23 protein-coding genes are annotated in these 25,113 nt (G+C 73.4%); 6 read left to right on the top strand and 17 right to left on the bottom strand.

All coding sequences use genetic code 11. The features are described from left to right. The first annotated feature begins 228 nt into the window (after positions 1 to 228). Positions 229 to 1,758 carry a DEAD/DEAH box helicase gene (locus ASD19_RS11095; protein ID WP_055992631.1) on the top strand — a complete coding sequence of 510 codons (1,530 nt, stop codon included), beginning with the start codon at positions 229 to 231 and terminating at the stop codon, positions 1,756 to 1,758. A 146-nt stretch (positions 1,759 to 1,904) separates the two neighbouring features. Here the strand turns inward: ASD19_RS11095 and ASD19_RS11090 are convergent, their stop codons facing one another. From ASD19_RS11090 to ASD19_RS11075, 4 genes are all read right to left on the bottom strand, one after another. Beyond that, positions 1,905 to 3,278: an FAD-dependent oxidoreductase gene (locus ASD19_RS11090; protein WP_055992628.1), complete on the bottom strand. Its 1,374-nt coding sequence runs from the start codon at positions 3,276 to 3,278 to the stop codon at positions 1,905 to 1,907. A gap of 76 nt (positions 3,279 to 3,354) precedes the next feature. After that, complete coding sequence (locus tag ASD19_RS11085; protein WP_055992625.1) at positions 3,355 to 4,413, bottom strand: polyprenyl synthetase family protein; 1,059 nt, start codon at positions 4,411 to 4,413, stop codon at positions 3,355 to 3,357. 29 nt (positions 4,414 to 4,442) lie between these two features. After that, positions 4,443 to 5,237: a demethylmenaquinone methyltransferase gene (locus tag ASD19_RS11080; protein WP_055992622.1), complete on the bottom strand. Its 795-nt coding sequence runs from the start codon at positions 5,235 to 5,237 to the stop codon at positions 4,443 to 4,445. 72 nt (positions 5,238 to 5,309) lie between these two features. After that, complete coding sequence (locus ASD19_RS11075; RefSeq protein ID WP_055992619.1) at positions 5,310 to 5,846, bottom strand: DUF402 domain-containing protein; 537 nt, start codon at positions 5,844 to 5,846, stop codon at positions 5,310 to 5,312. Positions 5,847 to 5,954: 108 nt separating this feature from the next. On the opposite strand from ASD19_RS11075, the gene ASD19_RS11070 reads away from it, so the two are divergent. Beyond that, complete coding sequence (locus ASD19_RS11070) at positions 5,955 to 7,199, top strand: isochorismate synthase (RefSeq protein WP_055992616.1); 1,245 nt, start codon at positions 5,955 to 5,957, stop codon at positions 7,197 to 7,199. 78 nt (positions 7,200 to 7,277) lie between these two features. Here ASD19_RS11070 and ASD19_RS11065 read toward each other — a convergent pair whose 3' ends face one another. Together ASD19_RS11065 and ASD19_RS11060 are read right to left on the bottom strand one after the other, a co-directional pair. Continuing rightward, complete coding sequence (locus ASD19_RS11065; RefSeq protein WP_055992613.1) at positions 7,278 to 8,519, bottom strand: FAD-binding protein; 1,242 nt, start codon at positions 8,517 to 8,519, stop codon at positions 7,278 to 7,280. Next, a complete protein-coding gene (locus ASD19_RS11060; protein ID WP_055992610.1) occupies positions 8,519 to 9,640 on the bottom strand; it encodes a glycerate kinase in 1,122 nt (373 codons plus the stop codon). Before ASD19_RS11060 ends, ASD19_RS11065 begins: the two co-directional genes overlap by 1 nt. Positions 9,641 to 9,718: 78 nt before the next feature. On the opposite strand from ASD19_RS11060, the gene metX reads away from it, so the two are divergent. Then, entirely contained in the window at positions 9,719 to 10,930 is a 1,212-nt protein-coding gene (gene metX, locus ASD19_RS11055; protein ID WP_055992607.1) for a homoserine O-acetyltransferase MetX, read from the top strand. Further along, positions 10,930 to 11,559: a DUF4126 domain-containing protein gene (locus ASD19_RS11050; RefSeq protein ID WP_055992604.1), complete on the top strand. Its 630-nt coding sequence runs from the start codon at positions 10,930 to 10,932 to the stop codon at positions 11,557 to 11,559. Before metX ends, ASD19_RS11050 begins: the two co-directional genes overlap by 1 nt. A gap of 6 nt (positions 11,560 to 11,565) precedes the next feature. Here ASD19_RS11050 and ASD19_RS11045 read toward each other — a convergent pair whose 3' ends face one another. Continuing rightward, a complete protein-coding gene (locus ASD19_RS11045) occupies positions 11,566 to 12,177 on the bottom strand; it encodes a TetR family transcriptional regulator C-terminal domain-containing protein (protein WP_055992601.1) in 612 nt (203 codons plus the stop codon). A gap of 54 nt (positions 12,178 to 12,231) precedes the next feature. On the opposite strand from ASD19_RS11045, the gene ASD19_RS11040 reads away from it, so the two are divergent. Then, positions 12,232 to 12,933, top strand: a complete 702-nt coding sequence (locus ASD19_RS11040; RefSeq protein WP_442922538.1) for an agmatine deiminase family protein — start codon at positions 12,232 to 12,234, stop codon at positions 12,931 to 12,933. Between the two features lie 22 nt (positions 12,934 to 12,955). Here ASD19_RS11040 and ASD19_RS11035 read toward each other — a convergent pair whose 3' ends face one another. From ASD19_RS11035 to ASD19_RS10990, 10 genes are all read right to left on the bottom strand, one after another. Beyond that, positions 12,956 to 14,173, bottom strand: a complete 1,218-nt coding sequence (locus ASD19_RS11035) for an MFS transporter (protein ID WP_055992598.1) — start codon at positions 14,171 to 14,173, stop codon at positions 12,956 to 12,958. Between the two features lie 66 nt (positions 14,174 to 14,239). Then, complete coding sequence (locus tag ASD19_RS11030) at positions 14,240 to 15,307, bottom strand: Wadjet anti-phage system protein JetD domain-containing protein (RefSeq protein ID WP_055992596.1); 1,068 nt, start codon at positions 15,305 to 15,307, stop codon at positions 14,240 to 14,242. Between the two features lie 89 nt (positions 15,308 to 15,396). Continuing rightward, on the bottom strand, positions 15,397 to 18,726 hold the full coding sequence (locus ASD19_RS11025) for an ATP-binding protein (RefSeq protein ID WP_055992593.1): 3,330 nt from the start codon (positions 18,724 to 18,726) through the stop codon (positions 15,397 to 15,399). Next, positions 18,723 to 19,379, bottom strand: a complete 657-nt coding sequence (locus ASD19_RS11020; protein ID WP_055992590.1) for a DUF4194 domain-containing protein — start codon at positions 19,377 to 19,379, stop codon at positions 18,723 to 18,725. The genes ASD19_RS11025 and ASD19_RS11020 overlap by 4 nt, the downstream gene beginning before the upstream one ends. Further along, a complete protein-coding gene (locus ASD19_RS11015; protein ID WP_055992587.1) occupies positions 19,376 to 20,842 on the bottom strand; it encodes a DUF3375 domain-containing protein in 1,467 nt (488 codons plus the stop codon). Before ASD19_RS11015 ends, ASD19_RS11020 begins: the two co-directional genes overlap by 4 nt. A 42-nt stretch (positions 20,843 to 20,884) precedes the next feature. Beyond that, a complete protein-coding gene (locus tag ASD19_RS11010) occupies positions 20,885 to 21,256 on the bottom strand; it encodes a type II toxin-antitoxin system PemK/MazF family toxin (RefSeq protein ID WP_235563038.1) in 372 nt (123 codons plus the stop codon). Next, positions 21,253 to 21,489 (bottom strand): antitoxin, encoded by a 237-nt coding sequence (locus ASD19_RS11005; RefSeq protein ID WP_200941110.1) that lies wholly within the window; start codon positions 21,487 to 21,489, stop codon positions 21,253 to 21,255. The genes ASD19_RS11010 and ASD19_RS11005 overlap by 4 nt, the downstream gene beginning before the upstream one ends. Before the next feature lie 46 nt (positions 21,490 to 21,535). After that, on the bottom strand, positions 21,536 to 21,859 hold the full coding sequence (locus tag ASD19_RS11000) for a thiamine-binding protein (protein WP_055992580.1): 324 nt from the start codon (positions 21,857 to 21,859) through the stop codon (positions 21,536 to 21,538). A 23-nt stretch (positions 21,860 to 21,882) separates the two neighbouring features. Next, positions 21,883 to 23,100, bottom strand: a complete 1,218-nt coding sequence (locus ASD19_RS10995) for a glycosyltransferase 87 family protein (protein WP_156377188.1) — start codon at positions 23,098 to 23,100, stop codon at positions 21,883 to 21,885. A 23-nt stretch (positions 23,101 to 23,123) separates the two neighbouring features. Then, positions 23,124 to 23,963 carry an NAD(P)H-hydrate dehydratase gene (locus tag ASD19_RS10990; protein ID WP_055992842.1) on the bottom strand — a complete coding sequence of 280 codons (840 nt, stop codon included), beginning with the start codon at positions 23,961 to 23,963 and terminating at the stop codon, positions 23,124 to 23,126. Positions 23,964 to 24,016: 53 nt separating this feature from the next. Between ASD19_RS10990 and ASD19_RS10985 the strand changes: the two genes are divergently transcribed. Continuing rightward, positions 24,017 to 25,096 carry an NADH:flavin oxidoreductase/NADH oxidase gene (locus ASD19_RS10985; protein WP_055992574.1) on the top strand — a complete coding sequence of 360 codons (1,080 nt, stop codon included), beginning with the start codon at positions 24,017 to 24,019 and terminating at the stop codon, positions 25,094 to 25,096. Positions 25,097 to 25,113 lie beyond the last annotated feature (17 nt).

Below are 25,113 nucleotides of genomic sequence, written 5' to 3'. Positions count from 1 at the left end.
CGCATCCCCGCGTGCTAGCCTGGCCACTGCGCGCGGATCTCGCGCGCATCGTCGTGTCTCGACAGGTCTCCCCGAGACCAGGGCGCGCCGGCCACGGCCCGCGCTCCACACTCCTGCCGCGGCGAACGGATCCGGCATCCGCCGAGTTCGCCTCCCACCGGCCCTGCAGCGCCTGACGGCGCCGCGCCCCTGCGCGCGATCCCGGCCGGCCCATCGGAAAGACAACACATGACCTCTGCGCCCACGCAGAACCCCACCTTCGCCGACCTCGGCGTCCCCTCGGTGCTCGTCGACGCGCTCGTCGCGATGGAGCGCCCGACCCCCTTCCCCATCCAGCGCGAGACGCTGCCGTCGACCCTCGCCGGGCGCGACGTGCTCGGCCGCGGCAAGACCGGATCGGGCAAGACGCTCGCCTTCGCGATCCCGCTGGTCGCGCGCCTCGCCGCCGCCCGCGTGACCCGTCGCGCCGGCACGCCCTCCGCGCTCGTCCTCGCCCCCACGCGCGAGCTCGCCACGCAGATCACCCGCACGGTCGAGCCCCTCGCGAAGGCGGCCGGCCTCACCGTCACCACGGTGTTCGGCGGCGTCTCGCAGAAGCCGCAGGAGGCCGCGTTCGCCCGCGGCGTGGACATCGTCGTGGCCTGCCCCGGCCGCCTCGAGGACCTGATCGGCCAGGGCATCGTGAAGCTCGACCGCATCGCCGTGACCGTCCTCGACGAGGCCGACCACATGGCCGATCTCGGCTTCCTCCCGGGCGTCACCCGCCTCCTCTCGAAGACGCCGGCCGGCGGCCAGCGGATGTTCTTCTCCGCCACGCTCGACAACGGCGTGGACAAGCTGGTCAAGAAATTCCTGTCGAACCCGGTCAGCCACGCGATCGATCCGGCGGAGTCGCCCGTCCCGGCGATGACGCACCACGTGTTCGAGTCGTCCTCGCCCGAGGCGAAGACCGAGCTGGTCAAGGCGCTCGCGTCGGGCACCGCCCGCCGCATCCTGTTCACCCGCACGAAGCACCAGGCGAAGAAGCTGGCCCGCCAGCTCACGTCGGGCGGCATCCCCGCGGTCGACCTGCACGGCAACCTGTCGCAGAACGCCCGCGACCGCAACCTCGCCGACTTCTCGTCGGGCGCCGTCAAGGTGCTCGTCGCGACCGACGTCGCCGCGCGTGGCGTGCACGTCGACGGCGTCGACCTGGTCGTGCACGTCGACCCGCCGGCCGAGCACAAGGCCTACCTGCACCGCTCGGGCCGCACGGCGCGCGCGGGCGCGGCCGGTGACGTCGTGACGCTGATGCTGCCGTCGCAGCGCAAGGACACCGAGGTGCTGCTGCGCCGCGCCGGCATCGGCGCCAAGCCGCAGGCGGTCACCACCACCAGCCCGCAGGTCGTCGAGCTGATCGGCGAGGTCGCCGAGCGCGTCGCTCCCCGCCCGGGCGGTCCGGGCGTGGGCAACGCGCCGGAGGCCACGGCTCCCGGCACGTCGCAGGGCGCCAACGCGCGCCGCAAGCGCGCCGCGCGCAGCGAGCGCCCCGGCGAGACCGCGGTCCGCCAGGGCGGCCGTCGCGGCGGTCAGGGCCAGCGCTCGGGCGAGCAGCGTCGCCAGGGCCAGGGCTCTTCCCAGGGCCAGGCGCGCGGCGGCCAGCCGGCGCCGATGTACAGCACGTCGACCGGCCAGGGCGCCCAGCGCCCCGCGTCGTCGGCGACGACCCCGACCCGCCGCGGCCCTCGCCGCGCGTCGTCCGCCGGCACCGCGCGCTGACGTCGCATCCGCCCGCGCGAGATCCCATGTGGCCGGCGACGTCACATCCGGATACGGGTGACGTCGCCGGTTCCGTGTGATCTCACCGGATGGAGGAAGCGCCCGGTTCCTGTGGAAGGGACCGGGCGCTTCGTCGACTCAGCGGATCACTCGCCGCGCGAGATCCGGATCATCTCGTCGCGCGGGACGACCTTGATGCGCGCGCGGCCCTCCGGCGCGCCCAGCGCGATCTCGTGCTCGTCGAGGCGGTGCCAGCCCTCGAGGTCGGTCCAGGCGATGCCGCGCTCGGCGAGGAGCCGCGGGATCGCCTCCTCCGACGGGTCGGCTGGCTGCCACCACGAACCCTGGCCGTTGACCAGGTGCTGGATGGTCTCCATCGCGTCCGACTTGGTGTGGCCGATCAGACCCACCGGGCCGCGCTTGATCCATCCGGTCGCGTACATGCCGGGGATGCGCTCGTTCGAGTCCGGCGAGAGCACCTGGCCCTCGTGGTTCGGGATCACGCCGTGGCGCTCGTCGAACGGGACGCCGGGCAGCGGCGAACCGAAGTAGCCGACGGCGCGGTACAGCTGACCCATCGGGATCTCGCGGATCTCGCCCGTGCCGACCACGCCGCCCTGGCCGTCGGGCCGGGTGCGCTCGTACACGAGCGCGGCCACGCGACCCTGCTCGTCCTTCTTCACCTCGAGCGGCTTGGCCCAGAAGTGCAGGTGCAGTCGGCGCGACGCCGTGCCGCCCGCGTTGTTGACGGAGTCGCGCTGGCGCCACGACTGCAGGATGCGGTCGATGACCTTGACCTGCTTGTTCGTCTCGACGGCGGCCTTCGACGCCTCGTCGTAGTCGAAGTCCTCGTCGTACACGACCATGTCGACGTCGCGCAGCTCGCCGAGCTCGCGCAGCTCGAGCGGCGTGAACTTCACCTGCGCGGGGCCGCGGCGTCCGAACACGTGCACGTCGGTCACGGGCGAGGCCTCGAGGATCTCGTAGACGTTCTGCGGCACCTCGGTCGGCAGCAGGTCGATCGCGTGCTTGGCCAGGATGCGCGAGATGTCGAGCGCCACGTTGCCGTTGCCGATCACGCCGACAGACGAGGCGGTGAGCGGCCACGTGCGCGGCACGTCGGGGTGGCCGTCGAACCAGCTCACGAAGTCGGCCGCACCGAACGAGCCCTCGGCGTCGATCCCCGGGATGTTCAGGTCGGCGTCGCGCACGGCGCCGGTCGCGAAGATCACTGCGTTGTAGTGGTGCTTGAGGTCGTCGAGCGTGATGTCCTCGCCGAAGCGGACGTTGCCGAAGATCCGGATGTCGCCCCGGTCGAGCACCTCGCGCAGCGCGTTGATGACGCCCTTGATCCGCGGGTGGTCCGGCGCGACGCCGTACCGGACGAGACCGTAGGGCGCGGGCAGGTGCTCGAACAGGTCGATCGAGACGTCGAACTTCCGCTCGGTCTTGAGCAGGATGTCCGCGGCGTAGATGCCGGCGGGTCCCGCGCCGACGATGGCCAGCCTCAGCTTGGTCATGGAGAGGTCCCTTTCGTGGATCTGCGTTCACAAGTCTCGCGCGGCCGGCTGAGCGGATGCCGCGCCGCGGGACCGGTCAGCTGCTGCGGTCGACGAGCGACTCGGCGAACCGCGTGAGCGCCTCGCGCACTCCCCCGCGGGGCAGCGGGGCGAGCGCCTCGATGGCCTCGCGGGTCCAGGTGAGCGCGAGCTCGCGCGTGCGGGCGGTGGCCTCGTGATCGCGCAGCGCGGCGAGCGGCTCGTCCAGGATCGCCGGGTCCTCGCCCGCGGCGATCCGGTCCACGCCCTCGTCGATGCGCTCGGTGAGCGAGCGGGCGTCGGCGCCCCCGTCCTCGGCGAGCAGGAGATACGGCATGGTCGGGACGCCCGCGCGCAGGTCGGTGCCCGGCACCTTGCCGGTCTCGGCCGGATCGGCGGAGAGGTCGATCACGTCGTCCAGGAGCTGGAACGCGACGCCGACCTTCTCGCCGTAGACGCGCAGCGGCTCGCGGTAGGCCTCGTCGGCGTTCGCGAAGATGGCGCCGGCCTGCGCCGAGGCGGCGATGAGCGATCCCGTCTTGTCCGCCAGCACCTGGATGTAGAACTCGATGGGGTCGTCGCCAGGCTGCGCCCCCACGGTCTCGTGCATCTGGCCGAGGACCAGGCGCTCGAACGTGTCGGCCTGCAGCGCCATGGCCCGCTCGCCGAGCCGCGCCATGATCTGGCTGGCGCGCGAGAAGAGCAGGTCGCCGGTGAGGATCGCGATGCTGTTGCCCCACACCTGATGGGCGCTCGCGACGCCGCGGCGCCGGTCGGCGCCGTCCATGACGTCGTCGTGGTACAGCGACCCGAGGTGCGTGAGCTCGAGTGCCGTGGCCGCGTCGATCACGGCCGGGATGGCGCCGTCGCCGAGCTGCGCGGACAGCATCGTGAGCATGGGTCGCACGCGCTTGCCGCCGGCCTCGTAGAGGTAGCGGCTCGTCGCGTCGACCAGTCGATCCGTGGATCGCAGCTCCTCGGCCAGCTGACGCTCGACGGCCTCGAGCCCGTCCTCGATCGTCGCGATGAGCTTCTTCGCTCCCGGGCCGGCGAACACGCGCTCGCTGAGGCCGAAGCGGCTCGCGATGCGCGAGCCCGGGATCGAGGGCTTCGCCATCGGCGAGCCCGGCGCGGATGGGCTCGGAGTCACGCGTCCAGCCTACCGGCGGGGTCCGCCCCCTGGTCGCCGTCGCCCGCGGACGCGGCGACCTCGGCGGGCTTGATCGCGCGGTGCAGCGCGACGATGCCGAAGCTCAGGTCGCGCCACGCGACGTCCGTCCATCCGGCGTCCCGGATCCAGGACGCGAGCGTGCGCTGATCCGGCCAGGCCCTGATCGACTCGTTGAGGTAGTCGTACGCCTCGGTGTTCGAGCTGATGGCGCGGGCGATCCGCGGCAGCACGCGGTCGTTGTAGAAGCGGTAGAGGCCGCGGAACGCGGGCCGCGGCGGGTGCGAGAACTCGCAGATCACGAGGCGGCCGCCGGGCTTGGTGACGCGCAGCAGCTCGGCGATGGCCTGCTTCGGCCGGTCGACGTTGCGGAGCCCGAACGACATGGTCACGGCGTCGAACTCCCCGTCGGCGAACGGCAGGGCCGTCGCGTCGGCCTCGACGAAGGTCAGGTTGCGCACCGCGCCGTGACGACGGCGGCCCTCCGCGATCATCCCGGGCGAGAAGTCGGCGGCGACGACCTGCGCGCCGCTGCGCGCCAGCGAGACGGACGACGCGCCGGTCCCGGCCGCGAGATCCAGGATGCGCTCGCCGGGCCGGGGCGCCACAGCCCGCGTCGTGGCGGCGCGCCACAGCTGGTCGTTGCCGACGCTGAGCACGGTGTTGGTGACGTCGTAGCGGGCGGCGACCTGATCGAACATGCCGCTCACGCGCGCCGGGTCCTTGCCGAGATCGGCGCGGTTGGCTGCGGGGCGGGGGTCGCGGTGCTTCACGCCCTCGAGTCTAGGCGCGGGCGGTCAGGCGGTTCATCCGTGGAGACGGCGGCCGCGGCATCCGGACGGCGCTCAGCGCGCGAGCCCTGCCAGCACCGCGAACCACCGTTCGGCGGTGGCGTCGTCGAACGGCTCCTCGTGCGCGCGCACGCGCGCCGCGAGGTCGTGCGCCGTGGCCTCGAGCAGCTCGATCACGCGCGCCGGGTAGCCGTAGCGGACGCGGTGCTCCTCCCACTCGTCCTCGTCGTCGATGTACACGCCGCGGTAGTCGAGGCGGCGCACCACGTCGAGGTCCATGTCGATCGCGACCGGCTGGTCGCCGTCGTCCCAGCCCACGGCCCACGCGATGTCGATGTACACGCGCGTCAGCTCCGGCTCGCCGTTGAAGGTCAGCACGTAGTCCTCGCGCCCGGCGGGGAGCAGGACGACGCTGGGCGCCCGCAGCGTGATCTCGCGCCCCGGGCGGAAGCTGTGCGACCCCGGAACCTGCCCCAGCCAGTCGCCGTACTCGTCGGCGCCGAGGTACACGCACTCGTGCTGCCAGTGGGGCGACCCGTCCCACTTGCGCCAGCGGAAGGTGAGCGGCGTGCCGGCGGCCGTACGGTCCATCCCTCGAGCCTAGGCCCGCGGGTGCCGAACTAAGCTGGGCAGGTGACCGACTCGCGCCCCGCTCCGCCGTCGGGCAGCGCGACAGCATCGAGCACTCCCCCGCGCCTCGTGGTCGAGACGCGCGAGATCGATGCGGTCGAGGACCTGCTGCCGTGGACCGACGCGCGGAACCCGCTGATCTGGCAGCGGCGCGGCGACGGCATGGCCGGCTGGGGCGAGGCGCTCGCGATCCGCGTCGACGGCCGGAGCCGGATCGCGACGGTGGCCGACGCCTGGCGCGAGATCGCCGCCGCCGCCGAGGTGCACGACGAGGTCCGGCTCCACGGCACGGGGCTGATCGCGTTCGGTGCGTTCGCCTTCGACGACTCGTCCGCGCTGCCCAGCACCCTGATCGTGCCCAGCGTGATCGTCGGGCGGCGCCGCGGCCGATCGTGGATCACGCGGATCCGGCGCGCGGAGGCCCCGGGGGATGTCGCGTTCGGGCCGACCGAGTACGGCGCGCACTGGTCCGCGACGCTCGGGCCGGGCCGGATGGATCCCGCCGCGCACGGCGACGCGGTGCGCGCCGCGCTCGCGGCGATCGAGCGCGGCGAGGCGCAGAAGATCGTGATCGCCCGCGACATCGCCGGCACGGTGCCGGCGCACGCCGACCTCCGCCGGCTCGTCCGCGCGCTGGCGACCGGCTACCCCGACACGTGGGCGTTCGCGGTCGACGGCATCGTCGGGGCGAGCCCCGAGACGCTCGTCACGGTGCACGGCGGCGAGGTCACGGCGCGCGTGCTCGCGGGCACCCGACCGCGGGGCGCCGACGCGGACGAGGACACCGCGATCACGTCCGAGCTCGCCACGAACCAGAAGGACATCGACGAGCACGAGTACGCGGTGCGGTCCGTCGTCGACGCGCTCCGCCCGCACACCTCCGCGCTCGCGGCCGCCGAGCAGCCGTTCACGCTCAAGCTGCCGAACCTGTGGCACCTCGCGACCGACGTCGAGGGCACGCTGTCGAACGGCTCCAGCGCGCTCGACATGGTGCGCGCCCTGCATCCCACCGCCGCGGTCGCCGGCACGCCGCGCGACGCCGCCATGGCCGCGATCCGCCGCATCGAGCCGTTCGATCGGGGCCGCTACGCCGGACCCGTGGGCTGGATCGACGCCGAGGGCGACGGCGAATGGGCGATCGCGCTGCGGTGCGCGCAGTTCGGCCCGGCGGACGCCGGCGCGCCGACGGACCCGTCTGCGACGCGATCCGTCACCGCCCACGCCGGCGGCGGCATCGTGGCGGGCAGCCTCCCCGAGGCGGAGCTGCTCGAGACCCGAGTCAAGTTCCGCCCCATCGTCGACAGCTTGAATTAGAAGACGGTCGCTTCGCTCCACGCTCGCTTCGCTCGCACATCCGTAGATGCCTGGGGGCGGTGCGCGCGGCTCCTCGGGTCAGAGCTCGTCGAGGAAGGACAGGTAGGGGTTGCGCAGGCGCCCCTCCGGGTCGAACTCGCGCGTGAGCGCGGCGAACTCGCGCAGGCGGGGCCACACGGCGGCACGACCGGCGGCGTCCATCGCGGACAGCTTGCCCCAGTGCGGACGCGCCTGGAACGGCGCCAGCGCCGCCTCGATCTCGGCGACCACGGCCTCGACCGCAGGCTGGTCCGGCAGCCAGGTGAAGTGCAGCCCGACGGCGTCCGTCTCGTAGGCCGGGCTGAGCCAGAGGGAATCCGCCCGCATCGAGCGGATCTCGGTGACCTGGATCAGCGGGGCGATCCGGTCGGCCAGCTCGCGCACGGCGCGGATCGCCGCGACCGCGTGCCGGCGCGGCACGAGGTGCTCGGACTGCAGCTCGGCGCCGGCGGAGGGCGTGTGGCTCAGCCGGAAATGCGCGAGCCGATCGAGCCAGCGGCCCGGCTCGCCGAGCTGCGGCGTGCACGCGGCAGGTGAGACGCCCGCCAGCATGTGAACCGGCCCGGCCGCCGGCGCCGGATCGCCCGGCAGCACGGGCGGCTCCGCGGAGCGCGATTTGGTCCATACCTGATCGACGACATCCCGGTCCCCCCACCGGAGGAAGAGGCTGACGCTGTAGGCGGCGCCCATCAGGGCGTCGAAGTCGGCCAGGGCGGTCTCGAGCGGGAGGTTCTCGTACACGCGCTGGCGCACCTCGAACGAGGGCTCGATGTCGAGCGTGATGGAGGTCACGACGCCGAGCGCGCCGAGGGAGACCACCGCGGCGTCGAACGCCGGATCGCCGCGGCGCAGCCGGACGACGTCGCCGCCGGGCACGACGAGCTCGAGCGCGGCCACCGCGGACGACAAGGTGCCCACCGCGTCGCCCGACCCGTGCGTCCCGGTGGCCACCGCGCCGGCGACGGAGATGTGCGGCAGCGACGCGAGGTTGGCGAGCGCCCAGCCCTCGGCCTCCAGGGCGCGGGCCAGCTCGCCGTAGCGGATGCCGGCCCCGACGGTGACTGTGCGGGACTGCGCGTCGACGACGGGCGCCGCGGCGAGGCCCGCGGTGGAGATCAGGGTGCCGTCGGTGTCGGCGATGAGGCTGAAGGAGTGCCCGCTGCCGAGTGCGCGGAACGGTCCCGGGCCCGACAGGATGGCGCACACGTCGTCGACGCTCGCCGGCGTGGCGATGCGCTCGGCGCGGAAGCGGACGTTGCCCGCCCAGTTGACCAGGTCCATCAGGACTCCCCTCGGATCGTGTGCGCGAGCCGCTCGCCCGCGTCCCTCAGCCAGCGCGCGGGCTCGGCCATCGCGGACTCCGCGGATCCGGCGAGCGCCGTCAGCGACAGAGCCTCGATCCCCGACGTGTCGGCGTCGTCGGCGATCCGGCCCGCGACGACCGCCACCCGGGCCCCGGCCTCGCGGCCCAGGCCGAGCACGAAGGCCGGCGTCTTGCCCGCGGCGGACTGGCCGTCGTAGGACCCCTCGCCCGTGATCACCACGTCGGCGCCCGCGATGGCGTCGGCCAGTCCGGTGAGCTCCGCGACCTCGGCCGCACCGGGAACAAGCTGCGCTCCCCACGCCAGGAGGCCGTAGCCCGCGCCGCCCGCGGCTCCTGCGCCAGCCGCGCCGGGATCGGCGCCCAGCAGCACGCCGAGGCGCACCAGCCCGGCGTCCGCGCGCGCGATGCCGTCGGCGTCCAGGCCCTTCTGCGGCCCGAACACCGCGGCCGCTCCGCGGCGGCCCGTGAGGGGGTTCGTGACGTCGGTGAGGACCAGCGCGCCGCCCTCGGGAACCGGGCGCAGGCGCGTGAGGTCGACCTTCGCCAACTCGTCGAGCCCGGCCGCGCCGGGCGCCACCGAGACGTCGTACGCGTCGGTGAACCGCGCGCCGAGCGCCGTCAGCAGCCCGATCCCGCCGTCAGTCGAGGCGCTCGACCCGATCCCGAGGATGAGCCGCGAGACGCCGTGGTCGATCGCCGCGCGCACGGCCTGGCCGAAGCCGAGCGTCGAGGCGTCCCGGCCGCGGAGCGCGTCGCCGAGCAGCTCGATCCCCGAGGTCGAGGCCAGCTCGACCACGCCGGTTCCTCCGGGGAGGCCCTCGGTCGGCGGCAGGAGCAGCCAGGCGGCGTCGATCGGCACGCCGGCGGGCCCCGTGACCCGCAGCGGCATCCGCTGCGCCCCCTCGACGGCCCGGGCGAACGCCTCGAGCGTGCCCTCGCCGCCGTCGGCCATCGGCCGCACCGCGACGTCCGCGTCGGGCTCGGCCCTCCGCCAGCCGGCAGCCACGGCCTCGCCGGCCGTCGCCGCATCGAGCGTGCCCTTGAAGCCGTCCATCGCCACCACCACGCGCGTCGCCATCCCCCCATCCTGGCCCAGTCGCGGGCTCGGCCCGTAACAGTGGCCCGGGCCGGCCGCGGGGCACGGGAGAATGAGGCCATGGACTGGCAGATCTCCGAGGACACGGTGCCGTCGAGCCTCGTCACGGAGGCCGACGCCCGGTCCATGGTCGGCCGGCCGCCCGCGTCCGGCGCGTGGCGCGACGGCGACCCCGCGGGCGACCGCCGGTTCGCGGGCTTCGGCGAGCTGCGCCTCGAGGGCGGCGGGGTGCTGCCGTCGTTCCGCCTCGCCTACGAGACCTGGGGCGAGCTGAACGCCGCGCGCGACAACGCCGTGCTGATCCTGCACGCGCTCACGGGCGACAGCCACGTGCGCGGTCCCGCCGGCCCGGGTCATCCGACCTCCGGCTGGTGGGAGGACATCGTCGGCCCCGGCGCTCCGATCGACACCGACCGCTGGTTCGTGGTCGCCCCGAACATGCTCGGCGGCTGCCAGGGCTCCACGGGCCCGGCCAGCATCCATCCCGACGGCGAGGAGTGGGCGTCCCGCTTCCCGTACCTGACCGTGCGCGATCAGGTGGCCGCGCAGGTACGCCTTGCCGACGCGCTCGGCATCGACGTGTGGGCGGCCGTGATCGGCGGCTCGATGGGCGGGATGCACGCGCTCGAGTGGGGCGTCGGGCACCCGGATCGTCTCGCGCGGCTCGCCGTGCTGTCGGCTCCCCCGGTCAACACGGCCGACCAGATCGCGCTCAACTCCGTGCAGCTCGAGGCGATCCTGATCGACCCCCGCTTCCGCGGCGGCGACTACTACGAGGCCGCAGACGGCGAGGGACCGCACCGCGGACTCGCGCTCGCGCGCCGCATGGCGCTGCTGAACTACCGCAGCCCCACCGAGCTGAACCAGCGCTTCCAGCGGTCGTGGCAGTCCGGCGTGAGCCCGCTCGGTCACGGCGGCCGCTTCGCGGTGGAGTCGTACCTCGACTTCCACGGCAACAAGTTCACGCGGCGATTCGACGCCAACTCCTACATCCGTCTGGTCGAGGCCATGGACTCGCACGACGTGGGCCGCGACCGCGGCGGCGTGGAGCAGGCGCTCGCCGCCGTGACCGCGAAGGCCCTGGTGCTCGGCATCGACACCGACCGCCTGTTCCCCGTGGACGGCCAGCACCGCATCGCGCGGGGCATCCCGGACACGCTCGACGGGGACGAGGCCGTGGTGCTCGCGAGCGACTTCGGTCACGACGGCTTCCTGATCGAGACCGCCGCCGTCGGCCGCCATCTGCGGCGCCTCCTGGACGCGGACGTCTGATGGACGCCGTCTGGACCGCGGCACTGCTGGCGATCGCGTCCGGCACCGCATCGGGCCTGCGCCCGTACTTCGTCGTCTTCACGCTCGGCCTGGTCAAGGCGCTCGTGCCCCTCGGCGCGGCCGGCCCGGCGGCCGGGGTCATCGAGGCGATCCCGCCGATGCTGGCCGAGCCGTGGCTGCTGATCGTCGTCGCCGTGCTCGCGATCGGCGACACCCTCGTCGACAAGGTGGCCTACCTCGACTCCGCATGGGACGGCATCCACGCCGTGCTGCGCCCGCTGTTCGCCGCGGCGCTGGGCCTCGGGATCGGCGCCGAGCACGGCACGGCGGTGGCGGTCGGCACCGCGGTCGCCGGCGGCGTCACGGCGGCGGGCGTGAGCCTCGGCAAGATGACGACCCGCGCGGCCGTGAACCTGCTGCCCGAGCCCGTCTCGAACGTGCTCGTCAGCCTCGGCGAGGACGCGACCGCGATCGTCCTGCTGGTGCTGGCATTCCTGCTGCTGCCTCTGGCGGCGATCCTGGCCGCCCTGCTGCTCGTCGGCGCGATCGTGCTGGTCGTCAAGCTCGGCGGGCGGATGCGCGAGTGGCGCCGCCGTCGGCGCCTCGCCGGCCGCGGCACGCCGGCGTAGAGCGGGTCACTGCGCCCCGAGCATGCCCTCGACGGCGCGAAGCAGCAGGTCGGAGCGCCGGGCCGTGTCGCCCCAGCGCACGAGAGCCTGGGCGTTGACGCCGTCGATCATGCCGAGCACCTGCCATGCCGCCTCGGCCGCGTCCGCGACGCGGAACGCGCCCGACGCGACGCCCGCCTCGACCACCTCCTGCACGAGCGCCTGCCAGTCGTCCATCTGACGCCGCACCGCGGCCGCGAGCGGCTCACTCCGGCGGCCCAGCGCCCACGCCTCGACCCACGTCCCCGTGACCTCGTCGCGCTCTCCGCCCGCGAGCGTGCGCACCATGGCCGCGAGCGCGGCCCGGGGTTCCGTCTCCGCGCGGACGATCGCCGCCACCTCGGCGAGCTCGCGCGCCACGATCCCCTCGAACGCCGCCGCCACGAGCGCGTCCATGCCGCCGTCGGCATAGTGCGCGACGAGGGCCGGGGCCACGCCCGCTCGCGCGGCGACCGCGCGCATCGTGACGGCGCCGAGCCCCTCGGCCGCCGCGACCGCGCATGCCGCGGCGAGGATGTCCGCACGCCGCTCCTCGGGGGCGCGGCGCGGGGCGCGGGGACGGCGCTCGTCGCTTGACACCCCCTCAGCGTAGCGGCTACCGTCGCACTTATTGATCAGGTGATCAATAGGAGGATGGGAGACAGCATGACGTGGCGGATGCCCGCGGAGACCGCACCGCACGAGCGGACCTGGATGGCCTTCCCGCGCGAGGGCCTCACTCTCGGCGGCACCGCGGCCGAACGCGAAGCCGGGTACGAAGCGTGGGCGGCCGTCGCCGACGCGGTGGCGCGCTTCGAGCCCGTCACGATGGTGGTCGACCCGAGCGAGACCGCCAGGGCGCGCCGCATGCTGTCGTCCGACATCGCGATCGTCGAGGCGCCGCTCGACGAGTTCTGGATGCGCGACTGCGGCCCGACGTTCGTGCTGGACGAGGACCGGCCGGGAGTGCTGGGCGCCGTCGACTGGGTCTTCAACGGCTGGGGCTCCCCCGCCTGGGCCGAGTGGACGCTGTCCGCCGGCATCGCGCGCATCGTCGCCGAGCACGCGGGCGCCGAGGTCGTGAGCTCGCTGCTCGTGAACGAGGGCGGCGGCCTCCACGTCGACGGCGAGGGCACCGTGCTGCTCACCGAGACCGTGCAGCTCGACCCGCGCCGCAACCCGCACGCGGACCGCGCTCGCGTCGAGGCCGAGCTGGCGCGCACGATCGGCGCCACGCACGCCATCTGGCTGCCGCGCGGGCTGACGCGCGACCGCGCGCTCGAGGGCGTCGCATCGACCGAGACGTTCGTGTACCTGAAGCTCGGAAAGCAGCAGTACACGTGGGGCACGCGCTGACGCGTCTCCCCCGCCGCGCGGCTCAGGCGGCCAGCTCGACCGAGCGTCGCTCGAGCGCGAAGCTGCCGAGCACGATGCCGACGCCCAGCAGCGCCAGGACGACGCCGAGCCAGGCCGGCGCCGCGTAGCCCCAGCCGAGCGCGATCACTCCGCCGCCGAGCGCCGCGCCGAGGCTGTTGCCCACGTTCATGCCCGAGTGGTTCAGCGCCGCGGCGATCGTGGGGCGATCGCCCGAGACGTCCATGAGGCGGGTCTGGACGGCGGGGCCCGCGAGCGCGCTGATCGCGCCGAACAGGAACATCGCGATCACGAGCGTGACCGGATGCGCCGTCGCCGCGCCCACCACGGCCGATCCGGCCGCGAGCAGCAGGAACGCCGCCAGCATCGCGCGGGCGAGGTTGCGGTCGGCGACGACGCCGCCCACGAGGTTGCCCACGGTCATGCCGAGGCCGGTCGCGACGAGCGCGATCGGCACGGCCCACTCCGGCGCGCCGGCGACCTCGGTCATGATCGGCGCGATGTAGCTGTAGACCGCGAAGAACGAGCCGAACCCGATCGCGCCCACGCCGAGCGTGAGCCACACCTGGCCGAGGCGGAAGACGCCGAGCTCGTGCCGCAGCGAGCGGGAGCCGTCACCCGGCATGGCCGGCACGATGAACGCGACCATGAGCGCGCCGAGCGCGAAGACGCCGACGACCACCGCGTACGAGACGCGCCATCCGGCCACCTGGCCCAGCCACGTGCCGAGCGGCACGCCGACGACGTTCGCGATCGTGAGACCGCTCATCACGATCGACACGCCCTGGGCGCGCCGGCCGGGGCCGAGCAGGTCGGCCGCGACGATCGCCGCGATGCCGAAGTACGCCCCGTGCGGCAGACCCGCGATGAGCCTCGCCAGCGCCACGGTCTCGAACGTCGGCGCCACGACGGTGAGGAGGTTGCCGAGCATGAGGGCGCTCGCGAGCGCGATCAGCACGCGATGCCGCGGGAAGCGCGCGGCGTACCCCGCGATGAGCGGCGCGCCGATCACGACGCCGAGCGCGTAGACGCTGATGAGCAGGCCGGCCTGCGCGATCGCGTCCTCCTGGCTGGACGCCCACGCGTCCGGCAGCAGGTCGCGGGCGATGCCCGGGAGCAGCCCCATGGAGACGAACTCGGTCATGCCGATGCCGAAGGAGCCGATGGCGAGGGAGAGGAGCGCCCACATCGCCGCCCCCCTCGACGCGGTCGAGGAGGTCATGGGTTCCAGCGTAGGGGCTCTCGGCTGAGTGGGCGCCGCGACGGCCCGGGCGCACGTGTCAGCGGCTCACGGCACCGACGGCAGTCCGGCCCAGGCCACCGACAGCGCCTCCACCGCCGTCTGCCAGGGCACGCGCTCCTGTTCGAGGCGCACATCCCCGGCAGCTCGAAGCGCCGCCAGAGTCCGCTCCTCGGACTCCGTGAGGTGAGCGAATCGCCCCCGGGCAGGCTGCGATTCGACCACCCACAGGTCGGAATGCGCGCGCAGCGTCTCCTCGTCCATCAGCACCGACCGGACGTCGTCATGGTGTGCCCTCAGCTGGTGGAGGATGGCGAAGCCGTTCGAATCCACGTCGCCCCAGTACACGACGGGCGTTCGCGCCAGCCACGGCACGTCCCGGAGCCGTCCGACGGCATATCCCGATCCGTGGATCGCGATCGCTCCGGGCCACGCCGGCATCGCCAGCACCGACTCGAGATTCTCGAAGACGAACGCGCCGCGCGGGGCCAGGGCGAGCAGTTGCAGCTGCGCCACCGGAGCAGCGAAATCGAGCGGACCACCGGGAAGCAGCGACGGATCGAGCACCCGCACGCGCACCAGGGGGTCTGCGTCCACGATGCCCAGATCGTCGACGCCGCTCGTCGCCGCGAGCGCGCTCACCACCGAGCGGTGCGCCCCGAACCACTTGCTGTCGACGCCGCGGATGGGAAGCTGCCGCGGGCGCAGTCCGCGCACGTGCTCGCCGATCACCCATGCCGCCGCCGCCAGGACCTGGTCGAACTCGCGGTCGCCGTAGCCGATGAGCGTCGCGGCATGCCGACGGATCGCGGTCGCGAGCGCCGCCGGATCCGCGCCGTGCAGGTGATCCCGGATCGTCGCCGCTCGATCCCTCAAGCGCGTCCACTCCGCGGCGGCCCGGCCGCCGACGAACGCCGCGACTGCGTCCGGATCGCGCAGGTGCAGACGCACCGGAAGGCGCTGCCGGCCCACCGTGCGCCACTCGCGCGACGCCCACTCGACGTCCGCCCCGTCCGAGACGGGCCACGTGAGCCACTCGCGTGCCCACGACTGCGCCGCCGCCTGGTCCGCCCGCGCCTCCCGTTCGCTCGGAGGCCTGAGGGGCACAGTGAGCACAGGGGCTTCCGAGGGCGGCTCGGTCGCCCATGTCGATCTGCGCGAGCCGAGTCGGGCCGACGCGATGGCCCGAGCTGCGGCGACGTCGATCACCGTCGACCTCGCCAGTCGACCTGCGAGAGCACGCTGCGCCGCCGGGTGGGGTTCTCGACGGAGGTCGCGGCCCCCACGTACGGCTCGATCGTTCGCAGCAGCTTCTGCGGCGTGGCGAGGATCATCTGGAAGCCGAACTCCACGAACACGTTCAACGCCATCTTCGTGTAGCCGCTGTCGGCCTTGTCGAACGCCTCGTCGAGCACGATCGTGCCGTAGCGGGAGAACGGCGCATCGGGATCCGCGAGCTGGTAGCGCAGCGCGGCCGCAAGGCAGAACACGACGAGCTTCTGCTGCTGCCCGCCCGACATCGCGGCACCCGAATCGTACGTGGCGTGCACGCGGTCGTGCTCGTCGACCTCGTGCGCCCGGAACGTGGCATGCAGGCGGGTGTCGAGACACTCCGCGTACCAGCGACGGTCGATGTGGTCGCTCGACCCGAACCGTCGCATCAGCTCGGCCAGGAGGGCGAAGCGGCGTTCAGCCGACGCGTCGTCCTCGTCGGTCCAGCTGTCGTCGGCGATGTCCTTCAGCTCGGCGAGGAAGCGCTTGACCGTCGCGCTGTGGACCTGCCGAACCTGGAGCCGGAGATAGCGTCCCTCGTCGAACGCGGAACGGCGCAGCGCGGCATTCACGCTGTCGATCCGATCCTGGATCGCGCGCGTGGCTCCCAGGATCTCGCCGCGCAGGTCCCCGATCAGGTCGCGCGAGCGATCCCTCAGCAGAGTCCGGAAGCGCGTCTCCTGCTCGGGCAGGCCGTTGGCGAGGATGCGGTCGAGCATGTCGATGAAGCCGCCGCGGTCGTCGATGGCGGCGATCCTCTCGGCCGATGCCTCCGGCCACCGATCGATGAACTGCGCCGCGAGTCGGGTCACGTCGTTGCCGGCGTGCGTGGCCCGACCGATCGCGGCATCCCGCTCGGCGATCAGCACACCGCCGACTCGCTGGCCGATCTCCGCCAGCTCGCGCCGCGTGAGCGTCCGCTTCACCGCGCGGAACCTCCGGGCGAGCTCCGCACGGGTCTGCTCGCCGACCTGCTCCACGAGCCCGGCATCGAACTCCGCCATGAGGCCGGCCTCGTCCTCAGCGGCGGCGGCCCGCGCCGCCCGGGACGCATCGAGCGCGACCTGCGCGGCGCGGTCGATGGCGGAGGCCTCATCTCGATCCCTCTCGGCGGCCTGGCACACGACGATCGCGTCGCGCAGCGCGCCATCGGCCTTCGTGAGCTCTGCGAGTCTCTGCTCGAGCGCGGCGACAGCCATGGCGGCGCCCGACCGATCGACGCTGTGCCAGGAGGCCTCCCGCAGCGTCGCGAGCGCCCCGCGCCGGCGCTCCTCGAACGCCCGGCGCTCCTCGGCGCGGTCGACATCCCGCTGTGCGGCGGTCACCTCGGCATCTGCCGTTGCGCGCAAGGCGATCAGCGCCTCCAGCTTCGCGGCGCGATCGCCCAGCACCCACGCGGCCCGATCACGGATCCTCACCCGGTCGTCCTTCTCGTAGCGGGTGCGGGACGACTTGATCTGGCCGTTGATCGTGACGGCCCGGACATGCTCGTCCATCCCGTCCGGGGTCTCGACGCACGCGTAGTCGAACTGCTCCGACAACCGCGCCGAGAGCCAGGTGCCGAACGGGCCCTGGGCCACGCGCACACGGTTGACGAGCGAGGTGCTGCTCGCGGCGGGCCGCGGCGGGCCCGCCGATCCGCCGGCTTCCTCGAACACCAGGCGCACCGCGATCTCGTTCGCGTCGACCCAGCGCCGCACGGCCGGGAGATGCTCCGGCCGCACCAGCATCGTGAGAGCAAGCGGACGGAGCACCCGCTCGATCGCGCCCGCCCAGGCGTCGAACTCAGGCCTGACCTCGAGCAGCTCGGCCGCGAACGGCAGAGCCGACGCCGGTACGCCCACGCCGGCCGCGATCTGACGCCGGGCCTCGAGCAGCCCCCGCGGCACGGTCGTGCCGCTCGTGCGCAGCGCGTCGATCTCCCCGTCGATCCGGCGCAGCTCGCGCTTCGCCACGGTGAGTCGTTCATGCTGCGGATGCGTGGCGCCTGTCGCGCTCGTCGCCTCGCCGAGTTCGCGATCGATGGCTGCGCGGAGCTCCGTGAACTCCTCGGCGGTCTCGGGCGCATGCTCGATGCCCACCGTCGCGAGCTGACGCGCGAGGGTCTCCCACCGTTCGCCCGCGTCACGAGCGGCACGCCGGGCGTCGTCGAGCCGCTGCTGCAGATGCTCGGCCTCAGCTCCCCCGCGTTCCATCGCCGCGTCGCGCGCGGCGAGGTAGGTGTCCTCGGCCCGCGCGGCGACAGCCCGCGCGCGTTCCGCGTCGATCTCGAGCTGCGCGATCCGCTCATCGAGGTCGCCGAGCTCCTCACGCACCAGTCGAAGCGCCTCGCCCTTCTGGTACGGCACGTTCGCGTCGATCAGGACCTGGGATCGACCGACATCGAGCTGCGCGGCGTCGAGCGCCGTGGAGGCATCTCGCAGCTGCAGAAGATGATCGCGCTGACGACGCAGGTCGACGACGCGATCATGGGCGTCCCGCAGCTCGCCGAACTGCTCGCGCGCGGTCTCCGCGATGTCGAACGTCGCGGGTCGGTCGAGCATGAAGTCGCGGAACAGCTGGTCCAGGCTGTCGAGGTTCTTGGCCGACTGAGTCTTGTGCAGGAGCTGCAGCGCGTTCTCCTGCGCGATTCCGAAGATGGACTGCAGCCGGGCGTAGAAGCGACCGTGGCTGCGGTTGGTGGTGATGAGGGCGTCGGGCCAGCGCGCCTGCGCCTTCCTCGCCTCGATGCCGCCGCGCGCGAAGTCCTCGAGGTCACGCAGGTCGACGGGTCCACGTTCGATCAGGCAGAGGTCCTGCAGGTCCGCGAGCGCAGAACCGCTCTTCTTGAGGAAGAACAGACGTGCAAGGCTCGCGGTACCGCCACCGCCGTCCTCGTACCGGAGGAGGATCCCGCTCCAGGTGGAACCGGGACGCAGGTAGGTGCTCACGACGCGCCCGTCGGTCGCATCCTCGGTGCGCGAGAACGCGCCGCGCACGTAGCTGACGAGCCCTCGCTGCTCGGTGCGCGCCCCGGCGCCCTGCGCGGCCTGGTTGAACCGCAGCCACTTGTCGGGGGTCAGCACGGCGGCGATGGCGTCGAGCAGGGAGGACTTGCCCGATCCGGAGGGCCCCGTGAGAAGGTGCCCCTGACGGGCGATCGGCACACGATGGATCACGCCGTCGAACGTGCCCCAGTTCGCGAGCTGCACCTCGGCGAGCCGCCACTGGCCGACGGCGAGCGCGCCGTCGGCCGCGGTGCGCAGCGCATCCGTGTCGGTCATGCCTTCTCCTCCACGTCATCGCGTCCACCCGCACCGGCGCCGGACGCGATGTCCCCATACACGACGGCCAGCGCGCGCACCCTCTCCTCGTCGATGAGGTACCGCACGACCGGCGAGATCTCGACTCGGTCGTCGCCGACGTCGTGGATGACCCGGAACCTGCTCTTCATCCGGGTCCACGCCGCGTTGAGGTTGCGTTCGAAGGTGCCCTCATCCGCGCCGGCACGATAGACCGCGAGTCGGTCGTACACCTCGTCGCGTCCCGCGATCACGCGCCGGTCGCCCATCGCCGAAAGCTGGATCTGCCGCAGGACGAGCAGCATGGCCGTATCGATGAAGGTCAGCGCCTCCGACCGCAGCGCGCTGGGCACGTCGATCTCGTCTGTCCGCACCTTTCGCACGAACGCGAACTCATCGACGGGATCGATGACGAGTTCGAGGAAGAGCTCGTGCAGCCGCGAGCGGATCGCGCGCTCGTCGGCGACCAGGGCCGCCCACAGCTGAGGCTGCTGTCGACCCGACAGGTACGGGCCTTTGAGCACCTCCAGCAGCGCCCGCCGGGACCGCTCGTGCAGCCGGCCGAGATCGCCGTGCCAGAGCCCATCCGACTCGAGGTGCTCCGCGGGATCCGCGTGTGCGTCCGTATCGGTCATGCCGGGATCTCCTTCGTGAAGACGTGACGTTCGACATCGGCGGAGCGCACCGCGCCGTCGGATCCGGTCCAGGTGAGCCGCTCGACGGCACCCCTGTCGATCGCTCCGTGGCGCGTGGCGAGCGACAGCAGGCCGATGACGCTCGCGAGGCCCTGGCTCGCCGGGTGGGCCTCGAGCACGTCCCCGACCGACGCCGGTTCGCCCCGCGCGACGACAGCGTTCACGGCCTCCGTCAGCTCGACGAAATCGATCTCGGTCTCCCGGGCGATCGCTGCGAGGCTTTCGAAGTCGATCAGACCCGGCTCGACGTCCTCGAGCGGTGCGCTCGGCTCGAACTCCGCGGGGTCGTGCGGCGTCAACTCACCCGCGCTCCGCAACGAGCTCGCCGTGAGCTCCAGCTCGATCCCCGCCGCGGTGTACGGCTTCACCCGTCGGCTCGCCGGGACGGCGGCGGCGAGCGCTTCCTGGATCGCGTCGCGCAGCGCGCGGTCGCGCTGGAACTCGTGGGACTGGACGTAGCGCCTCAGCCCCCGCGCGAACTCGGTCAGCACCACCTGCACCTCCCTGCTGCCGGACTTGAGCTGCCTCACGAGGGCGCGCAGTATCCGTCGCGCCTCGGGCGCGAGCGCGAGCGCGAAGTCCCGTGACAGCACCGCCGACAGGTCCGACTCGAGCTCGTCCGAGCGCTCGGCGTCGCGCACGAGAGCCGCGAACGCGGTGAACGTGCGCCCCTCGTCGGAGGACTCGATGAGGTCGACGCCGCGGAATACGTCGTCCAGCACGCTCCCGGGGGTCTTGCTCGAGTCGAGGATCCGTGCGCGCAGGTCGTGGTTGAGCGCTTCGAACTGCGCTCGCACACGTGCGAAGTCCGTGGGGAGATCCTGCGCCATCACGAGCACCTCGGTGGCGCGTTCTCTGGCACGGCGCTCGTCCACGGGCTCGATGTCCCCCGATTCGAGGCGCGCGATCTCGGCGTCCAGGCGGGCTCTCTCAGCCCGGAGCCCGTCGATTCGGCGCGTGACGTCGGGGTCGGTGTCGATCGCCAGCTGCCGCACCGCGGCCGCCAGGCTCACGAGCCGGGACTCGGTGAGGGCCGTCCGAGGCGCCTCGAGCTGCTCGAGCACCCGAAGCGCGTCGATGGCGTCGGGCGACAGTTCGTAGGTCTCGCCCCTGGCGTCGCTCGCCGCACGTCGCACGAGCAGACCCGCGGCACGCCAGTCGTCGCAGTACGCCTTGCCCGTGCGCTCCGGGAGCTCGAGATGAGGGCGCAGCTCCTCCAGATCGATGTCGAGCCGCTCGTGCAGTTCGGCTGTCGGGATCCTCGCACCCGGCGCCCCGAGGTGCGTGGGCAGCAGGGCACCCGCCAAGGGCAGGTTGGACGATCGCAGCAGACGCAGCGCGGCGTTGCCGCCCGCGGGATCGAGCAGCCGCCGGATCGCCAGCGCACGCGCGAGAACGGACATGCTCCTATCCTGCCGATGGCATCGGACACCGCGGCCCCGCGATCAGAGCGCGAGATGATGCAGGAGCGCCGCATCCAGCGCCGCCTGCTGCTCGGCGTCGAGCGATCCGCGCCGCCGGACGAGTCGGCGGATGTGGACGGCGCGCAGCTGCTCGGGTTGGGTCTTCGAATCCTTGGACAACCCGGTCGCGTCGTCGGCCGGGAGACGCGTCTGGAAGCTCAGGACATTGGCGGTGTTCGACGTGATGGGCACCACGACAATCACACCGCCCGCGCTGGCGCGGACTGCGGCCCGGTTCGCGCCGTCGTTGGACACGATCACCGCGGGTCGGGTCTTCGCGACCTCGCCGGGCTGGGCTGGATCGAACTCGACGTCCCAGATATCGCCACGCAAGCGAGGCACGTCGGCAATCACGCGCGCAGTCCGTCGCCGCTGACACCATCCCAGAGCTCGGCATCGCCGGATTCGCCGAACTCTTCGAACGCCGTCACGTACTCGCGCTCGGCCTCCGCCTCACGCAGGGCGCGCACGGCAGCTCGCAGCGCGGCCGACCTGCTCGCGAGGTGATGACGGCGTCCGTATGCCTCGAGGAAGGCGAGATCGACCTCGGGGAGGCTGCCGCTGAACGCCTTCATAGCGCTGCTCATAGTTCTGATATTAGTCCCGGCGCAGTGGGTTGACGCCCGGCGCAGCTCAGCCGGCGTCGCGCTCCGCGATCGCGGCCTCGAGCCGCTCGATCTTGCCGTCGAGCTCGCCCGTGTACCCCGGGCGGATGTCGGCCTTCAGCACCAGCGAGACGCGCGATCCGAAGGGCATCACGGCCTCGGTCGCGCGCTTGACGACGTCGATGACCTCATCCCAGGTCTCGCCCTCGATCTCGGTGAACATCGACGTCGTGCGGTGCGCGAGGCCGGATTCGCGGACGACCTTGACGGCGGCGGCGACCGCGTCGTGCACGGAGCCGTCGGGGTTTGCGGCGTTCGAACCGGAGGGGGCGACGGAGAAGGCGACGAGCATGAGGGGTCCTTTCGACGGGGCGATCAGGGGACGGAGACGACGGGGGCGTCCCGGCGCAGGCGGACCGGCACGCGGGCGACCCGCACCACCGCCCAGACCAGCAGGACGACGAGCACGAGATTGCGGGCGGTGAGCGCGGCGGCCGCGACGGGCTGCGCGGCGAGCAGCTCGCCGTACAGCAGCGGGTAGACTACCTGCGTCAGCGCGGCCGACAGCAGCGCGAGCGCCGCGAGCGGCCTCGCCCGGCGGCGGTCCAGCACGATCCACAGGACGAGCGGCGCGATGAGCCAGTCGTGGAACTGCGGCGAGCCGACCTTGTTCAGCGCGATGAGCGCGACCACGAGAGCGAGCGCGAGCGGCGGCAGGAGCCGCACGACCGGCGCCCCGCGTCGCGCCTTCACGGCCCCGAGCAGCAGGATGGCCCCCGCGGCGAGCGCGAGCGCGGGCGTCATCGCCGCGATCACGATGTCGACGTGCGGGCCGGTGACCTGGAAGGTCAGGATGTCGTCGTCGTAGAACAGCCACCAGCCGTCCACGTCGAGCACCGCACCCCACAGGTAGACGCTGCTCACGGGCGCCTCGAGCTGCAGGCCGCGGTCGGTCTGCGCCGTGACGAATCCGAGCAGGTGCGCGGCGCCGCCTGCGAGGACCACGGCCCCCGCGACGACCGCCGAGGTCACGAGCGCGCCCGCGACGATGTCGAGCCGGCGACGCACCGCGACGAACGCTGCCGCAAGCAGGGCGGCCGGCCACACCTTGATCCACGCGCCGGAGGCCAGGAGCGCGGACGCCGCCATCGGGCGCCGCGCCAGCCACAGCAGGCCCGCGATCGCAAGCGGCACCGTCACGGCGTCGATCCGGTACATCCCCACCGGACCGAGCAGCAGGACGAACGCCAGCCAGAAGCGGGCCGCCGCGCGCCGCCCCCGGGAGCGCCCGTCGCCCAGGAGCAGCCGGAACGCCGCGGCATCGCACAGCGTGACGAGCACCGCCCACGCCTGCGTGTAGCCGCCGAGCCAGGCGAGCGCGTGGGTGAGCATCATGGGCGCGAGCGCCAGGTGCGGGTACACCCACGGCTCCGTGATCCCGACGATCTCCGTGCCGCCCAGCGCGGCGGTCGACCAGGGCTCGTACACCAGGTAGACGTCGCCCATGGGCTGGTTCGGCAGGACCCAGCCGAGCCATCCGACGATCACGTGGACGGCCGCGAACGCGACCCACATCATGATCCGTCCGCGCACGCGTCCCATCCTAGGAACGCCGCTCAGGCGCTCAGCGCGAGGGCGAACGCGGCGGGCAGGTGCTCGGCGACGTCGAGCGCGGTGATCGGATGACCGGGGGCCTCCCCGTCCACGCCCGCCGCGAGCCGGCCCGCGGCGCCGTGCAGCCACGCGGCCGCCGCGGCGAGCGCGCCGAGCTCCTCGGCGCCGACGGGGCCCTCCGCCGCCGCGGCCGCGACGAGCGCGCCCAGCGCCCCCGCGAGCACATCCCCCGTGCCCGCGGTCGCGAGCCACGGCGTCCCCGCGCGCACGGCGCGCACGACGCCCGAGGGCGTCGCCACCACGGTCTCGGATCCCTTGCGCAGCACGACCCCGCCGAGCGCGGCCGCGGTCTCGGCGACGGCGCCGACGTCCTCCGCGGGGCCGTCGAGTCCCAGGCTCGCGCGCAGCTTCGCGAACTCTCCCGCATGCGGCGTCACGATGAGCGGCGCGGTCGCGTCCGCCACCAGGTCCAGCGCGCCGGCGTCCACGACCACCGGAGCGTCGCCCACGAGGATCTCGCGCAGCAGCGCGGCCTCCCCCGGCTCGCGCGCGTCCGGGTCCGTGCCCGATCCGACGGCCCACGCGTCGACGCGCCCGGGCGTCGTCACGACCTCGGGGCGGCGCTGCATCACGAGCCGGGCCACCTCGGCGTCGCCGAGCCAGCGCACCATCCCCGCACCGGCGCGCGCGGCTCCCTCGGCGGTCAGCACCGCGGCGCCGGGGTACGTCGGCGACCCGGTGCGCAGCCCCACCACTCCGCGGGAATACTTGTGGGCGTCCCCGGTTGGCACCCGGAGGACGGCCGCGGTGTCCGCCGCCGTCCACTCCCGGGCAACCGTCATGCCCGCCACGATAACGCCATCGCCCGTCCGCGGACCGGCGAGAACGGAGATCCATGAGCCTGCTGTTCAGCCCGCTGACCCTGCGCGACGTGACGTTCCGGAACCGGCTGTGGGTGGCGCCGATGTGCCAGTACAGCGCGCTGGACGGCGTGCCCAACGACTGGCACCACGTGCACCTCGCGCAGTTCGCCTCGGGCGGCGCCGGCCTGGTGGTCGCGGAGGCGACGGCGGTCGTGCCCGAGGGCAGGATCTCGCCCCAGGACGTGGGCCTCTGGAACGACGCGCAGCGCGACGCGTGGGCGCGCGTGGTCGCCGCGGTGCACGCGCGCGGCGCGCGTGCGGGCCTGCAGCTCGCCCACGCGGGCCGCAAGGCGTCGACCTGGTCGCCGTTCTCCGGCGAGCACGGCACCGTCCCGGCCGAGGCGGGCGGCTGGACCACGGTCGCGCCCTCCGCCATCGCGTACGAGGGCTACGCCGAGCCCGTCGCGCTCGACGAGGCGGGCATCCAGCGCGTCGTCGACGCCTTCCGGGCGGCGGCGCGCCGCGCGATCGACGCGCGCTTCGACGTGCTCGAGGTGCATGCCGCACACGGCTACCTGCTCCACGAGTTCCTGTCGCCGCTGTCGAACCAGCGGGACGACGCGTGGGGCGGCTCGCTCGAGAACCGCGCGCGGATCACGCTCGAGGTCGTGCGCGCCGTGCGCGCGGAGGTCGGCGAGGACGTGCCCCTGCTCGTGCGCTTCTCGGCCTCGGACGCCGCGCCGGGCGGCCTCGAGCCGGACGACATCGCCCAGGTGTCGCGCTGGGCGGTCGAGGCCGGCGCCGACCTGATCGACGTCTCGAGCGCGGGCCTGGTCGCCCACCAGGAGCTGAAGGTCGGGCCGGGCTACCAGGTGCCGTTCGCGGCGCGCGTGCGGGAGCTGTCGGACGCCCCCGTGGGCGCGGTCGGCATCATCACGACCGGCACGCAGGCCGAGGCCATCCTGCAGGCCGGCCACGCCGACGTGATCTTCGCGGCCCGCGAGTGGCTGCGCGACCCGCACTTCGGCCTGCGCGCCGCAACCGAGCTCGGCGAGGACCCCGAGGGCCTCTGGCCGCCGCAGTACCTCCGCGCCTTCCGCCGCCCGTCCTGACGCCCGATCCGGTGCGG

This window comes from Microbacterium sp. Root53 (assembly GCF_001426925.1).
Lineage (GTDB): Bacteria > Actinomycetota > Actinomycetes > Actinomycetales > Microbacteriaceae > Microbacterium.
This window is presented reverse-complemented; position numbering and strand designations above follow the sequence as displayed.

Excerpts from the sequence above, each read along its gene's own strand:
- ASD19_RS11095 (WP_055992631.1), top strand. The coding sequence starts at position 229 with ATGACCTCTGCGCCCACGCAGAACCCCACCTTCGCCGACCTCGGCGTC.
- ASD19_RS11090 (WP_055992628.1), bottom strand. The coding sequence starts at position 3,278 with ATGACCAAGCTGAGGCTGGCCATCGTCGGCGCGGGACCCGCCGGCATC.
- ASD19_RS11085 (WP_055992625.1), bottom strand. The coding sequence starts at position 4,413 with ATGGCGAAGCCCTCGATCCCGGGCTCGCGCATCGCGAGCCGCTTCGGC.
- ASD19_RS11075 (WP_055992619.1), bottom strand. The coding sequence starts at position 5,846 with ATGGACCGTACGGCCGCCGGCACGCCGCTCACCTTCCGCTGGCGCAAG.
- ASD19_RS11065 (WP_055992613.1), bottom strand. The coding sequence starts at position 8,519 with ATGGACCTGGTCAACTGGGCGGGCAACGTCCGCTTCCGCGCCGAGCGC.
- ASD19_RS11060 (WP_055992610.1), bottom strand. The coding sequence starts at position 9,640 with ATGGCGACGCGCGTGGTGGTGGCGATGGACGGCTTCAAGGGCACGCTC.
- metX (WP_055992607.1), top strand. The coding sequence starts at position 9,719 with ATGGACTGGCAGATCTCCGAGGACACGGTGCCGTCGAGCCTCGTCACG.
- ASD19_RS11050 (WP_055992604.1), top strand. The coding sequence starts at position 10,930 with ATGGACGCCGTCTGGACCGCGGCACTGCTGGCGATCGCGTCCGGCACC.
- ASD19_RS11040 (WP_442922538.1), top strand. The coding sequence starts at position 12,232 with ATGGGAGACAGCATGACGTGGCGGATGCCCGCGGAGACCGCACCGCAC.
- ASD19_RS11035 (WP_055992598.1), bottom strand. The coding sequence starts at position 14,173 with ATGACCTCCTCGACCGCGTCGAGGGGGGCGGCGATGTGGGCGCTCCTC.
- ASD19_RS11025 (WP_055992593.1), bottom strand. The coding sequence starts at position 18,726 with ATGACCGACACGGATGCGCTGCGCACCGCGGCCGACGGCGCGCTCGCC.
- ASD19_RS11020 (WP_055992590.1), bottom strand. The coding sequence starts at position 19,379 with ATGACCGATACGGACGCACACGCGGATCCCGCGGAGCACCTCGAGTCG.
- ASD19_RS11015 (WP_055992587.1), bottom strand. The coding sequence starts at position 20,842 with ATGTCCGTTCTCGCGCGTGCGCTGGCGATCCGGCGGCTGCTCGATCCC.
- ASD19_RS11005 (WP_200941110.1), bottom strand. The coding sequence starts at position 21,489 with ATGAGCAGCGCTATGAAGGCGTTCAGCGGCAGCCTCCCCGAGGTCGAT.
- ASD19_RS11000 (WP_055992580.1), bottom strand. The coding sequence starts at position 21,859 with ATGCTCGTCGCCTTCTCCGTCGCCCCCTCCGGTTCGAACGCCGCAAAC.
- ASD19_RS10990 (WP_055992842.1), bottom strand. The coding sequence starts at position 23,963 with ATGACGGTTGCCCGGGAGTGGACGGCGGCGGACACCGCGGCCGTCCTC.
- ASD19_RS10985 (WP_055992574.1), top strand. The coding sequence starts at position 24,017 with ATGAGCCTGCTGTTCAGCCCGCTGACCCTGCGCGACGTGACGTTCCGG.